Source organism: Bradyrhizobium sp. USDA 4501, from assembly GCF_054062115.1.
This window is the reverse complement of the sequence record NZ_JBSSEX010000001.1, coordinates 4,515,654-4,528,507: the sequence shown is the minus strand read 5'-3', so window position 1 is coordinate 4,528,507 and position 12,854 is coordinate 4,515,654. Positions and strand designations below refer to the sequence as shown.

Genomic DNA, 12,854 nt, shown 5'->3' with positions numbered 1-12,854 from the left:
GCCAGACGCGCGCCGCGCGTTCCGGGATTCGCCCCGACAAGGATTGCCCCGCTGCCGTCTGCCGGGACCGGCTGCGGGTTCGTTGCGTAAGTCCCCATCCAAGATCAATCGAGGAAATTGCCTTTATGAAAACAACAACACTGTCGCTGCTGGCAGCCGTCACGGCGCTCTGCCTGCTCTCCACCCAGGCCGCCTTTGCACAGAAGAAGTATGATACCGGCGCCTCCGACACCGAGATCAAGATCGGCAATGTCGAGGCCTATAGCGGTCCCGCCTCCGCCTACGGCGTCATCGGCAAGACCGAAGAAGCCTATTTCAAGATGATCAACGACCAGGGCGGCATCAACGGCCGCAAGATCAACTGGATCTCCTATGACGACGGCTACTCGCCGCCGAAGACCGTGGAGCAGATCCGCAAGCTGATCGAGAGCGACGAGGTCTTCCTGGTGTTCAACGCGCTGGGCACACCGACCCAGACCGCGGTGCAGAAGTATCACAACGCCAAGAAGGTGCCGCAGCTGTTCCTCGCCACCGGCGCCAGCAAGTGGAACGATCCGAAGGATTTCCCGTGGACCATGGGTTTCCAGCCGAGCTATCGCGTCGAGGCGCGGATCTTCGGCAAGTACATCCTGAAGGCCAAGCCGGATGCCAAGGTCGCGATCTTCTATGCCAATGACGATTTCGGCAAGGATTACCTGGTCGGCCTGAAGGAGATCCTCGACAAGTCGAGCGTCAAGATCGTCGCCGAAGAGAGCTACGAGACCACCGAACCGTCGATCGACTCCCACATCGTCAAGCTGAAGGACACCGGCGCCGACGTGTTCGTCAACATCTCGACGCCGAAATTCGCGGCGCAGGCGATCAAGAAGATCGCCGAGCTCAACTGGAAGCCGATGCAGGTGATGACCGACGTCTCGATCTCGATCGGCGCGGTCATGAAACCGGCCGGACTCGAGGCCTCGGAAGGCGTGCTGTCGGCCGGCTATCTGAAGGACGCGTCCGATCCGCAGTGGAAGAATGACGAGGGCATGAAGAAGTTCATGGCCTTCGCCGAGAAGTACATGCCGGGCGCCAACCTCGCCGACGCCAATCTGGTCTATGGCTACGCCGCCGCGCAGACCATGGTGCAGGTGCTGAAGCAGGCCGGCGACAACCTGACGCGTGAGAACGTGATGAAGCAGGCCGCCAGCCTGAAGGATTTTGCGCCCGACACGCTGATCCCCGGCATCAGGATCAACACCAGCGCGACCGACTTCGCACCGGTCGAGCAGCTCAAGATGATGCAGTTCAAGAACGGGCAGTGGGAGCTGTTCGGTGACATCATCAGCGCCGAGACCGGCGGCTAGCGCGACGCGCACCGCCACCAAACATCAGCCATCGCGAAGCCGCCCATCCGGGCGGCTTCGTTGCTTTTTGCGGATCGCGGGTGAAGCCGAGCGACGCGCAAGCTATCTCACCGTCACCCTGAGGAGCCGCGAAGCGGCGTCTCGAAGGGTCGACGGCCGGGCTCTCTCCCGAGTCGATGCATACGGGCCGTGCATCCTTCGAGGCTCGCCCAGCGGCGCAATCGCGCCGCAAGGCTCGCACCTCAGGATGACGGACCTAACTCTGCCGTTGTCATCCCGGCAAGAAAATCGCGAACGGCTCATCGATCGTTCGACGCAAATGCTCGCGATAGGCGGCGTAGTTCGCGTCATCCGCCGACACCCGGCCGAGGCTGGGCTTGGGCACGTTCTTCACCGGCAGGAACGCGATCGGCGCGGCGACCGGCGTCAGCAGCGAGCCGCGGCCGGCGAGCAGCGTCGTGATGATGCCGTACATCTCGCCGGAATTGCGCGGGCGCGACACCGTGATCACGCGATGCTGGCCGTGCCTGTTGGTCACGAGGTAGACGAAGCCGGATTCATTGGGCACCGCGACTTCGCCGCATTGCGTATAGTCGGCGTCCTGCCGCTCGCCCTCGCGAAAGCCGAGCGATGACGCCGCTTCGTCCCAGGCGATCTCGGTGCGATAGGCGTAGAGCGCGCCCTGCTCGCCGAACGACGGCCGCACCGTGATGTAGGTCCCTTCGATCCGCGCCACCGCGCGGCGCGAATAGGACCCGAGGCTGTCGGGTGCGATCCCGCCATTGGCGGGTGCGGCCACCGTGATCGTCTCCGGCAGCTTGCGCAAGGACACACCCAGCGCCTGCTCCAGCCGCACGGTGGTCGCAAGCGTGAACGGGCGGCGGCCGCCGAGCACCTTCTCCAGGGTCGAGAGGCTGAGCTTGGCCTGCTCGGCCAGCGTCTGCCGCGAGATGCGGCGGCGCGCGATTTCCTCGCGGATGGTCTCCGCGACCTGCTGGCTCTGCTCGGCGGATAGCTGCTTATCAGGCGTCGGCATCCAGATTCCTGCCCGGTTCCCCTTGATTCCGCGCAGTCTAGCAGACCGGACAATCCATCACCAAACCGCACAAATCCGCCTCAGCCGGCGGCGGGCCGCGCCGGACGGCGGCCAATCATTGCCGATCATTCTGCTCGCGCCAAAACCGCCGTTCTCCATGATCGCGAGGCAGCGAAAGCCTCGCTCGGGAGTGACGAAAATGACGATTTACGATGCATGTGAGAACAGCCCGCAGATCCGCCTGTCGCGCAGGATGCGCATTGCGCTGTTCTTTCTGGTGGAAGGTGTGGCCGCGCTAGTGATCGGCTTTGCGGCGCTATTCCTGAGTTTCGATCCGGTGTGGTCGGCCGAACTGCCGCAACAGGCGGTGCTGCGGCCATCGGATGCGCGCTCCGGCTCGCTGCTGTTCAAGACCGACGACGGCTATGCCGACGCGACCAGGCTCGGCATTGACGTCGACCTCGCGGTGTCGGGTCCGACGGTCCGCGCCCGCGTCACGCAGATCTTCCGCAACCCGACCAAGGACTGGGTGGAGGCGACCTATGTCTATCCGCTGCCGGCGGGCGGCGCGGTCGACATGCTGAAGATGGTGGTCGGCGACCGCGTCGTGGTCGGCGACATCAAGGAGCGGCAGCAGGCTCGCGCGATCTACGAGCAGGCCAAGCAGAATGGCCAAAAGGCCGCGCTCACCGAACAGGAGCGGCCCAACATCTTCACCAACTCCGTCGCCAATATCGGCCCCGGCGAAACCGTGCTGGTGCAGATCGAATATCAGGAGCCGGTGCAGCAGAACGGCAACGAGTTCTCGCTGCGGGTGCCGATGGTGGTCGGCCCGCGCTACAATCCGCGTCCGGTGGTGCAGAGCGTCGACCTCCGCGCCGACGGCAACGGCTGGGGCGCCACGTCAACCGATCCCGTGCCGGACCGCGACCGCATTGCCTCGCAAGTGCTCGATCCGGCGGAGAATGCGCCGGTCAATCCGACCAACATCACGGTGCGCCTCAACGCCGGCTTCCCGCTCGGCGAGGTGAAGAGCCATTTCCACCAGGTCAGGATCGAGAGCCCCGACAGCACCACGCGGCTCGTCAAGCTCGCCGAAGGCCCGGTGCCGGCCGATCGTGATTTCGAGCTCACCTGGAAGCCGGCCGCCGAGAAGGCGCCGTCGGTCGGGCTATTCCGCGAGCATGTCGGCAATTCCGACTATCTGCTCGCTTTCGTCACCCCGCCGTCGGTCGAGCAGGCGCAACAGAAGCCGTTGCCGCGCGAAGTGATCTTCGTGATCGACAATTCCGGTTCGATGGGTGGCACCTCGATCATCCAGGCCAAAGCGAGCCTGACTTACGCGCTCGGTCGCTTGCAGCCGACCGATCGCTTCAACGTGATCCGGTTCGACGACACCATGGACACGCTGTATCCGGCACCGGTCGCGGCAAACAACACCAATGTCGGCAACGCGACGGCGTTCGTCAGCGCGCTGCAGGCCCGCGGCGGCACCGAGATGGTGCCGGCGATGCGCGCAGCGCTGTCCGACACCAACCATGACGACGCCAATTACGTCCGTCAGGTCGTGTTCCTGACCGACGGCGCCATCGGCAACGAGCAGCAATTGTTCGAGACCATCAGCGCGCTGCACGGCCGCTCGCGGGTGTTCATGGTCGGCATCGGCTCGGCGCCGAACACCTATCTGATGACGCGCGCCGCCGAACTCGGCCGCGGCACCTTCACCCATATCGGCTCGGTCGAGCAGGTCGACGAGCGCATGCGCGGCCTGTTCGCCAAGCTGGAAAATCCCGCGGTGACTAGCCTCTCCGCGAAATTCTCCGAGGCGGCGGCCGACCTGACGCCGTCGGCACTGCCTGACGTCTATCGCGACGAGCCGCTGGTGCTGGCCGCCAAGCTCGACAAGCTGGCCGGCTCGGTCGAGATCAAGGGCCGTATCGGCGATCGCCCGTGGAGCGTGACGCTGCCGCTCGCGAATGCCGCTGAAGGCAAGGGCCTGTCGAAACTGTGGGCCCGGCGCAAGATCGCCGATGCCGAAGTGGCGCGCACCACGCGGCAGCAGAACCCCGAGGACGCCGACAAGACCATCCTCGCGCTGGCGCTGGAGCATCAGCTCGTCACGCGGCTGACCAGCCTTGTCGCGGTCGACAAGACGCCGAGCCGCCCGGAAGGCGAGCCGCTGAAGTTGAGCGAACTCCCGCTCAACCTGCCCGCCGGCTGGGATTTCGCGAAGCTGTTCGGCGAGCGTCCGAGTCTGCCGGCCGTCCCGGGCGAGCGGCGCGCCGACGCCGGCGACGGCAAGCTGCAGCTCGCTGCGCTGAAGCGGTCACCGGTCGCCACGCAAGGTCCCGGCACGATCCAGCTGCCGAAGACCGCGACCGATGCGGAGCTGAAGATGATCGCGGGCGTGATCCTGCTCACGGTGAGCATTCTCCTCCTGGTGTTCAACCGGCGTCAGACGTCGCCCCAATGACGTCGGATGAAAGGAGGAGGTGCCCCCCAACCTCCTCCTTCAAGAGCGCGCGCGGCGTTCCCACCCGTCCCCCAGGGGCCGCGCGCGCAACTTTTTTCCAACCCGCAATGTCATTCCGGGGCGATGCGCAGCATCGAACTATGGTGCGCGCTTGCGCGCCTGAGAATCTCGAGATTCCGGGTCTGGTCCTTCGGACCATCCCGGAATGACAGCAACAGGCGCAACAATGCCCCGCTTCATCCCACTCCTCGCCTTCGCCCTCATCGGCCTGATCCTGTTCGGCCAGGGCGCCTATATCCACGCCAAGGCGCTGCTCGCACAGGTGCTGCTGGAGCGCGCCTTCACACAAAGCATCGCGACCGGCCAGCCGGTGAGGCCGTGGAGCTGGGCCGATACCTGGCCAGTGGCGCGGATCGAGGTGAAGCGTCTGCACGCCTCCGCGATCGTGCTTGCCGGCAGCAGCGGCCAGGCGCTGGCGTTCGGCCCCGGCCATGTCGAACAGACAGTCGATGCCGGCGAGCGGGGCGTGGCGGTCTATTCCGCTCACCGCGATACGCATTTTCACTTTCTCAGGGATGTCACAATCGGTGACGAGATCGACGTCACGCGCAGCGACGGCAAGATGTTTCGCTATCGGGCCGATCGCAGTTCGGTGGTCCGCTTCGATCAATCGGGGATCGATCCGCTCACCGACCGTCGTGAACTGGTGCTGTCGACCTGCTGGCCGTTCGATGCGCTGACATCGGGGCCCGAGCGTTATCTGTTGCACGCGACTTTGGTCGAAACGGATTCGCGCCCGCGTGGATCGGGTTCCTGATACGCAATCAATTTTGCGCCTGCCGGGATATTGCGCGCGGTGCCCTGACCTGCGCCGGCATGAGTTGCTACCCCCTTTCCCTCGCCATAAAAACAATGAAAAATCGCGCGCCTCACGGTGATCCGCCGTGGCCAGAGGAAACAAAGACAACAAGGATAAGGGCAGGCTCCATGGAAGCTTTCGCAAGCACCGCGTCTCATGTGTCCCACGAATGGGCGCCGCCCGCTGACGCCAGTGATATCGTCAAGAGCATCCACGCGATGCTGCATCCGCGCAACATCGTGCTGGTCGGTGCCACCGACAAGCCCGGCAATTACGCCGAACGGATCTGGAACAATCTGGTTAAATACGGATATGCCGGCGGCCTCTATCCGATCAACGCCAAGCGCGAAGCGATCTGGGGCGTCACCTGCTACAAGGACTTCGCTAGCCTTCCCGAAAAACCCGACCATGTGCTGGTGCTGGTGCCGGCCCGGTTTGCGGTGCAGGTGATCCGCGATGCGGCGGCGGCCGGCGCGCGCTCGGCGACCATCGTCACCTCCGGCTTCAGCGAATTGCAGGATGAAGAGAGCCAGCGCCTCGCGGTCGAGCTGAAGCAGGCGATCAAGGAGACCGGGCTTGCGGTCACCGGTCCGAATTGCCTCGGCAATCTCAGCGCCGGCGAGAACCTGTTCACCAATATCGACGACCGCATCGTCACCATGGAGCAGGGCGCGGTGGCGATCGCCGGCCAATCCGGCGCGATCGTGATGGCGATCCGCCAGGCGCTGGAGGATCGTGGGGTCGGCGTCGGCTACATGGTCACGACCGGCAATGAATCCGGCCTCGAGACCCCGGACCTGATGAGCTATTTCGCCGCCGATCCGAGCATCCGTGTCATCGTGGTCTATCTCGAAGGCGTCAGGAATACGAAGGTATTCCGCGATGCCTGCAAGGCCGCGCGCGCCGCCGGCAAGCCGGTGATCGCGCTCAAGCTCGGCGCCTCCGAAGGCGGCCGCGCGGCGGCGATGGCGCATACCGGCGCGCTCGCCGGCTCGATCGAGACCTTCGATGCGATCTCGACCCGCGAAGGCGTGATCCGGGTGCGTGGGCTGGATGAACTGATCGAAACCACCGAGTGCTTCGTCCATGCCGATCCGCCGAAGGGCAACCGCCTCGCGGCGGTGTCGCTGTCGGGCGGCAAGCGCGGGCTCCTGATCGACGCGTTCTATTCCGCCGGGCTGAACTTCGCGCCGCTGAGTCCGAACGCCTCGGAGCAGCTGGCGAAGATGCTTGGCCCCGGCAGCATCGTCGGCAATCCGCTCGACGCCGGCTTCGCGGCGGTGGTCGATCCCTCCGTCTACATGAAGTCGATCAAGATCATGATCGACGATCCCGACACCGATATCGTCATCATCGATGCCGAGCTGCCGAAGGCGCCGCACGAGCTGCGCGAGCGCAATCTGCGCATCGTCAACGAGATGGCGGGCCAGGCCAACAAGCCGGTGATCTATATCAGCGCGATGTCGATCGGCTTCACCGAATTCACCAAGGGGCTGCGCAAGTCGCTGCCCGATATCGCGGTCATGCAGGGCCTTGACCGCGCGGTCGGCGCGATCAAGTCGCTGATCGAATATGCCGGCCTGCGCAAGGAAGTGCCCGATATCGCGTCGAGCTCGACGGCATCTGCGCGCGCGGTGCTGGAGAAGACGCTGAAGGCCGCCAACGGCGCCGCCGCGCTCGACGAGGTTGCCTCGAAGAAGCTGCTCAAGGCCTATGGCATCCCGATCTCGAAGGAAGAGGTCGCGCAGACCGCGGCGGAGGCCGTGAAGATCGCCAAGCAAATCGGCTTCCCGGTGGTCGCCAAGGTGGTCAGCCCCGACATCCTGCACAAATCCGATATCGGCGGCGTGGTGCTGAACCTTGCCAATGCGGCCGAGGTGAAGAAAGCCTTCAACGACATCACCGCGCGGGTGAAGAAGCTGAAGGGCAAGCCGAAGCTCGAGGGCATCCTGATTGCGCAGCAGGTCAAGGCCGACCTCGAGCTCGTGGTCGGCGCCTCGCTCGACGCCGAGATGGGCCCCGTCGTGCTGTTCGGCACCGGCGGCGTCGACATCGAGCTGATGAAGGACGTCGCGCTCGCCGGCGCGCCGCTCGACGCCGCCGAGGCGAAGGAGCTGATCGCCAGGACCAAGGCCGGGGTCAAGATGAAGGGCTATCGCGGCAAGCCCGCGCTGCACGAGCCGTCGGCAGTGAAGGCGCTGGTCGGGCTCTCCAACCTGATGGCCGACGCCAATGGCCGCATTGCCTCGATCGACGTCAACCCGTTCCTGATCAACAGCAAGCTCGGCGTCGCCGTCGACGGCCTGATCGTGCTGAACAACGCCGCCGCGAACAAGGCCGCGGGGCATTAGGGTTCATCGCAAATTCATCACCGTCATCCCCGCGCAAAGGCTTCGCCTTTGTCGCTGGAGGTGCGAGCGAAGCGAGCCTCAGGATGACGGAACTGCGAGTGTGCGGTCTGTCCGAAGCATGCATCTTGGGCTAAAAGCTCGCGCCCCATTGCCGCGCGGTCTGCATCACCCAGTCGCGATAGAGTGTCAGCGGCGTCACGCCGGTGATGCCGCCGCAGCCGGCGGCGCCGTTCGGTCCCGTCGACCAACTCACCACGCCGACGATTGCGGGACCGCCCTGCTTGTCCTCGAACACCGGCGCGCCGGAATCGCCGGTGCAGGCCCCGAGCCCGTCGCGCACGCCCTGCCCGACCGGATCGACGAGACGGATCTGCAACGTGCCCGGCTTGCCGCTCGCGATCAGGCCGGCGACGCGGGTGGCGCCGCCGCTCTTGCCGTCACCACGCACGGTGACGCCGACGCCCGCGATGGTGAAGCGGCCGCCGACCTGGATCGGAATGTTTGGCATGCCGAGCGCGGCCGGCGCCTTGCCTGCGGCCGGCGCCGCGAGCTGCAGCAGCGCGACATCGGCGGTCGCGACATGATTGGTCATCGCCTGCATCCGAAAGCCGGGATGGATCGCAACCGTCCTGACGTCCTGCAGCTTCGGCTGCCTGTCCGCGCCATATTCGACAATCTTGTAATCGGCACCGGGCTGCACGCAATGCGCCGCGGTCAGCACGACCTTCGGCGCGATCAGCGCACCGGTGCAGAAATTGCCGCGCGAGCCGACGATCGTGACGACGGAGCGCGCAACGCCATCCGTCGACGGCGCGCCGCCGCCGACGATGGCGAAAGCCGGAGGGCAGACCAGCGACACGAGAACGGCGAGGATCAGGCGGGATGTCTTCATCGGCGAAGCAATAGCCCGCTCCGCGCGGGTCGCCAAGCACCGAACGAGCACCGAACAAGCGCCGGATCGGGCTGGTCCCGGTCTGCGATCCGTGTTAGCCGCTCCTCAAGCAACGCATCATTGGGCAGGAAAGCATGATCGAGGCAGTGATCTGGGATTTCGGCGGCGTGTTGACCACCTCGCCGTTCGAGGCGTTCGCGCGCTATGAGACCGAGCGCGGCCTGCCGATCGACATCATCCGCCGCACCAACGCCGCCAATCATCTCGAGAACGCCTGGGCCAAGTTCGAGCGCGCCGAGATCGATATCGACGCGTTCGACGCGCTGTTCGCCACGGAATCGAAGGCGCTCGGCGCCGAGGTGCGCGGCAAGGACGTGCTGCCGCTGCTCTCCGGCGACCTGCGCCCCGAGATGGTCGAGGCGCTGAAGCGCATCAAGGCGAAATTCAAGGCCGGCTGCATCACCAACAACCTGCCGGCGAACGCGATCGGCAGCCGCAGCGGACGCACGCTCTACGTCGCCGAGGTGATGGCGCTGTTCGATCACGTCATCGAGTCCGCGAAGATCGGCCTGCGCAAGCCCGACCCACGGATCTACCAGATGATGGTGGAGACGCTGCAGGTGAACCCGAAGAACTGCGTCTATCTCGACGATCTCGGCGTCAATTTGAAGCCGGCGCGCGAGATGGGCATGACCACGATCAAGGTCGCGAATGCCGCGCAGGCGATCGGCGAGCTTGAAGCCGCGACCGGCCTCACGCTGAGGTGAAGCGGGCTACGCGCCTGTTCATGCCGCATTCACGCGGCGGCTTCTAATTGTCGGCCTCCCCCCGGGTCACGGCGCGATCGCATCGTGACCCCTTTCCTGGTCTGAGCATGACGTTCCGGAAAACCGACGTCCACTTCTCCGGATCATGCCTCGCGGAGGCACTTCCCATGAAACGTCTTGTCGTCGCCCTTGTCTCCGCTGGTTCGCTGCTGATCCCGGTCGCAGCGCTCGCGCAGACAACATCAGCCCCCACAACAGCGCCGGTGGCAGCTCCCGCGCAACAGAGCGCGTCGACAGCGGCGCCCGTGCCCGGCGCGAAGCGCGCGGCCTGCCAGAGCGCGGCGAAGGCGCTGAAGGGTCAGGAGCGGCACGACCAGATGCAGCTCTGCATGGCGCAGGCGCGGCTCGACTGCCTGAAGCAGGCCATCGACCAAAAGATCACGGGCCCGCAGCGCAAGGATTTCGTGAAGAGCTGCGCGGGTTGACGGTAGCCGGGCTACGAGATTCTTCTCCTTCCCCCTGAAAGGGGGAAGGTCGGGATGGGGGTCAGCCGCAGACGCCGGCGTTGATGGAGAGAGTAGATCCCCACCCGCTTTGCTCTGGCGAGCAAAGCGACCTCCCCTTTTCAAGGGGAGGTTCGAACTACACGCTAACAAGCGTAGCCCGTATTGCGCTTGGCGGAATACCCCGGAACCATGCGCTATGCGGGCCAAACGAGCCTTGTGCTTTGTCCGCAACGGGCGCAGAACAGGTCCGAGTTCAAGGCAAATTCGGAGCTGATCCTCGTGGCTGACACCAGGCCCACCGCCTCGATCGAGGCCGTGGAAAGCGGCCTCGCCGCGCAAGGCTATATTGCGAGCCGGCAGATCGCGACCGCGGTCTATCTGTCGCAGCAGATCGAGAAGCCGATCCTGGTCGAGGGCCCTGCCGGCGTCGGCAAGACCGAGCTGGCGAAGGCGATCGCCGCATGGCGCGGCATGAAGATGATCCGCCTGCAATGCTATGAGGGCCTCGACGAGGCCAAGGCGCTGTATGAGTGGAAATACGCCAAGCAGCTGCTCTACACCCAGATCCTGAAGGACAAGCTCGGCGAGGTGCTCGGCGGCGCACAGTCGCTGGCGGCTGCGCTCGACCAGCTCCACACCTTCGGCGATGTGTTCTTCTCCAAGGAATTCGTCGAGCCGCGGCCGCTGTTGCAGGCGCTGGAGCAGCCGGCCGGCTGCGTGCTCCTGATTGACGAAATCGACAAGTCGGATGCCGAATTCGAATCGCTGCTGCTGGAAATCCTCTCGGACTTCCAGGTCACGATCCCCGAGCTCGGGACCGTCTCCGCAGTGGCGCCGCCGACCGTGATCCTGACCTCGAACAGCGAGCGCGATCTTGGCGATGCCTTGAAGCGGCGTTGTCTGCATCTGCACATCGGCTTCCCCGAACAGAAGCTGGAGGAGCGCATCGTCGAGAGCCGGGTGCCCGGCATCTCGCAGACGCTGCGCAAGCAGATGGTCGGCTTCATCCACGAGATCCGCTCGCTCGACCTGAAGAAGCTGCCCTCGGTCAGCGAGGCGATCGACTGGGCGCGCGTGCTGGTGCTGCTGCAGGCCAGCGAGCTCGACCACGAGATCGTCAAGGACACGCTCAACGTGCTCCTGAAATACGAGGCCGATATCGAGGCCGCGACACCGCAGATTTCGTCCTTCATCGCCAAGGCGTCGCGCCAGGGCGTGTTCAGCTAAACCAAGATGCGCGAGAACCTGCATCGCTTCTTTCGTGCGGCGCGGGGAGCCGGGGTCCGGGTCTCGCCCGCCGAAAGCATCGATGCGATGCGGGCGGTCGCCCAGGTCGGCTTTGCCGATCGCGACATCCTGCGCGACACCTTCCTGCTGACGCTGGCCAAGACCCAGGACGAGAAGCGCGCGCTCGGCGAATGCTTCGACCTGTTCTTCAGCCAGCCCGAGCCGCAGCAGGAGAACGCCGAGCAGAGCAAGACCGACGACGGCAGCGAATCCGGTGCCAACCCATCGGCCGACGAGCATGGCGATGCGTCGGGCGGCGCCGCCAGCGAGAACGTCGGGCCGCTGGCGCAGATGCTGCTGTCGCAGGATCGCTCCGCGATATCGAGCGCGATCGCCAACGCCTCCGGCGCCGCCTCGCTGCCGGATATCCGCTACTTCACCCAGCGCGGCATCTTCCAGACCCGCATCCTCGATGCGATGGGGATCCAGCGCCTGCGCGACGACATCGACGACCAGACCACGCGCAATCCCGCGCTCGCCGAACGGCTGCAGGAGGCGCTCAACGGCTTGCGCGGCACCGTTCGCGATGCGGTCTCGCAGGCCCTGCTGCTCTACGGGCGCGAGGAAGCGGAGAATCTGCGCAACGAGATCCTGCGCAACGCGCCGCTGGCGCGGATCGAGCCGCGGCAGGTCGAGCAGATGCGCGCGCTGATCCGCCAGATCGCGCGCCGGCTGCGCGAGCGCTATTCCAAGCCGCGCAAGCGCCAGCGCCGCGGTCATCTCGACGTCCGCCGCACGCTACGCCGCAACGCAGCCTGGGGCGGCGTCCCCTTCCTCACAGCGTGGAAGCGCAAGCATCGCGACCGGCCGAAGATCGTCGCGCTATGCGACGTCTCGGGCTCGGTCGCCCGCGTCTCGGACTTCTTCCTGCTCCTGATCCACAGCCTGCACGAAGTGGTGGACGACGTCCGCTCGTTCGCCTTCTCGGGCCACCTGATCGAGGTCAGCGACATCCTGGAATCGAAATCGCCGGAAGAGGCGATGAAGGAGATCATGTCCAAGGTCGGCTTCGGCTCATCCGACTATGGCAATTCCTTCGCCGATTTCGAGGACAATTGGATGAGCGCGATCACGCCGCAGACCACGGTGATCGTGCTCGGCGACGCCCGCAGCAACAACCTCGATCCGCGCGCCGACATCCTGCGCCGGATCGGCGAGCGCTCCAAACGGCTGGTCTGGCTCAATCCCGAGGGCCGCATGGTCTGGGGTTTTGGCGATTCCGAGATGCCGCGCTACGCGACCTTCTGCAGCGTGTTGCGGCAGTGCGCGACCGCGCAGCAGCTCGAGCGTGCCGTGTCGGATATCGTCGCGACCTATCAATAGGCCGCCCGCCGCAC

At 65.3% G+C, this 12,854-nt stretch carries 10 protein-coding genes; 8 read left to right on the top strand and 2 right to left on the bottom strand.

Annotated features, from left to right (window positions below; translation table 11 throughout):
• Window positions 1–125: 125 nt before the first annotated feature.
• Entirely contained in the window at window positions 126–1,346 is a 1,221-nt protein-coding gene (locus ACVWZM_RS20730; protein WP_456815155.1) for an ABC transporter substrate-binding protein, read from the top strand.
• A 271-nt stretch (window positions 1,347–1,617) separates the two neighbouring features.
• Here the strand turns inward: ACVWZM_RS20730 and ACVWZM_RS20725 are convergent, their stop codons facing one another.
• The gene (locus tag ACVWZM_RS20725) at window positions 1,618–2,382 is read right to left on the bottom strand and encodes a helix-turn-helix domain-containing protein (protein ID WP_456815156.1); all 765 of its coding nucleotides are present in this window, start codon (window positions 2,380–2,382) and stop codon (window positions 1,618–1,620) included.
• 253 nt (window positions 2,383–2,635) lie between these two features.
• Between ACVWZM_RS20725 and ACVWZM_RS20720 the strand changes: the two genes are divergently transcribed.
• The 3 genes from ACVWZM_RS20720 (at window position 2,636) to ACVWZM_RS20710 (ending at window position 8,065) form a co-directional block, all read left to right on the top strand.
• Window positions 2,636–4,855 carry a marine proteobacterial sortase target protein gene (locus ACVWZM_RS20720; RefSeq protein ID WP_456856724.1) on the top strand — a complete coding sequence of 740 codons (2,220 nt, stop codon included), beginning with the start codon at window positions 2,636–2,638 and terminating at the stop codon, window positions 4,853–4,855.
• A 226-nt stretch (window positions 4,856–5,081) separates the two neighbouring features.
• Complete coding sequence (locus ACVWZM_RS20715; protein WP_057021195.1) at window positions 5,082–5,672, top strand: class GN sortase; 591 nt, start codon at window positions 5,082–5,084, stop codon at window positions 5,670–5,672.
• 170 nt (window positions 5,673–5,842) lie between these two features.
• Window positions 5,843–8,065, top strand: a complete 2,223-nt coding sequence (locus ACVWZM_RS20710) for an acetate--CoA ligase family protein (protein WP_229191108.1) — start codon at window positions 5,843–5,845, stop codon at window positions 8,063–8,065.
• Window positions 8,066–8,195: 130 nt separating this feature from the next.
• Here ACVWZM_RS20710 and ACVWZM_RS20705 read toward each other — a convergent pair whose 3' ends face one another.
• On the bottom strand, window positions 8,196–8,957 hold the full coding sequence (locus ACVWZM_RS20705) for a S1 family peptidase (protein ID WP_057021193.1): 762 nt from the start codon (window positions 8,955–8,957) through the stop codon (window positions 8,196–8,198).
• Window positions 8,958–9,091: 134 nt separating this feature from the next.
• Between ACVWZM_RS20705 and ACVWZM_RS20700 the strand changes: the two genes are divergently transcribed.
• From ACVWZM_RS20700 to ACVWZM_RS20685, 4 genes are all read left to right on the top strand, one after another.
• A complete protein-coding gene (locus tag ACVWZM_RS20700) occupies window positions 9,092–9,724 on the top strand; it encodes an HAD-IA family hydrolase (RefSeq protein WP_057021192.1) in 633 nt (210 codons plus the stop codon).
• A 167-nt stretch (window positions 9,725–9,891) separates the two neighbouring features.
• On the top strand, window positions 9,892–10,209 hold the full coding sequence (locus tag ACVWZM_RS20695; protein ID WP_063790201.1) for a hypothetical protein: 318 nt from the start codon (window positions 9,892–9,894) through the stop codon (window positions 10,207–10,209).
• A gap of 300 nt (window positions 10,210–10,509) precedes the next feature.
• The gene (locus ACVWZM_RS20690; protein ID WP_021078095.1) at window positions 10,510–11,457 is read left to right on the top strand and encodes an AAA family ATPase; all 948 of its coding nucleotides are present in this window, start codon (window positions 10,510–10,512) and stop codon (window positions 11,455–11,457) included.
• Window positions 11,458–11,463: 6 nt separating this feature from the next.
• Window positions 11,464–12,840: a vWA domain-containing protein gene (locus ACVWZM_RS20685; protein ID WP_057021191.1), complete on the top strand. Its 1,377-nt coding sequence runs from the start codon at window positions 11,464–11,466 to the stop codon at window positions 12,838–12,840.
• Window positions 12,841–12,854: the final 14 nt, after the last annotated feature.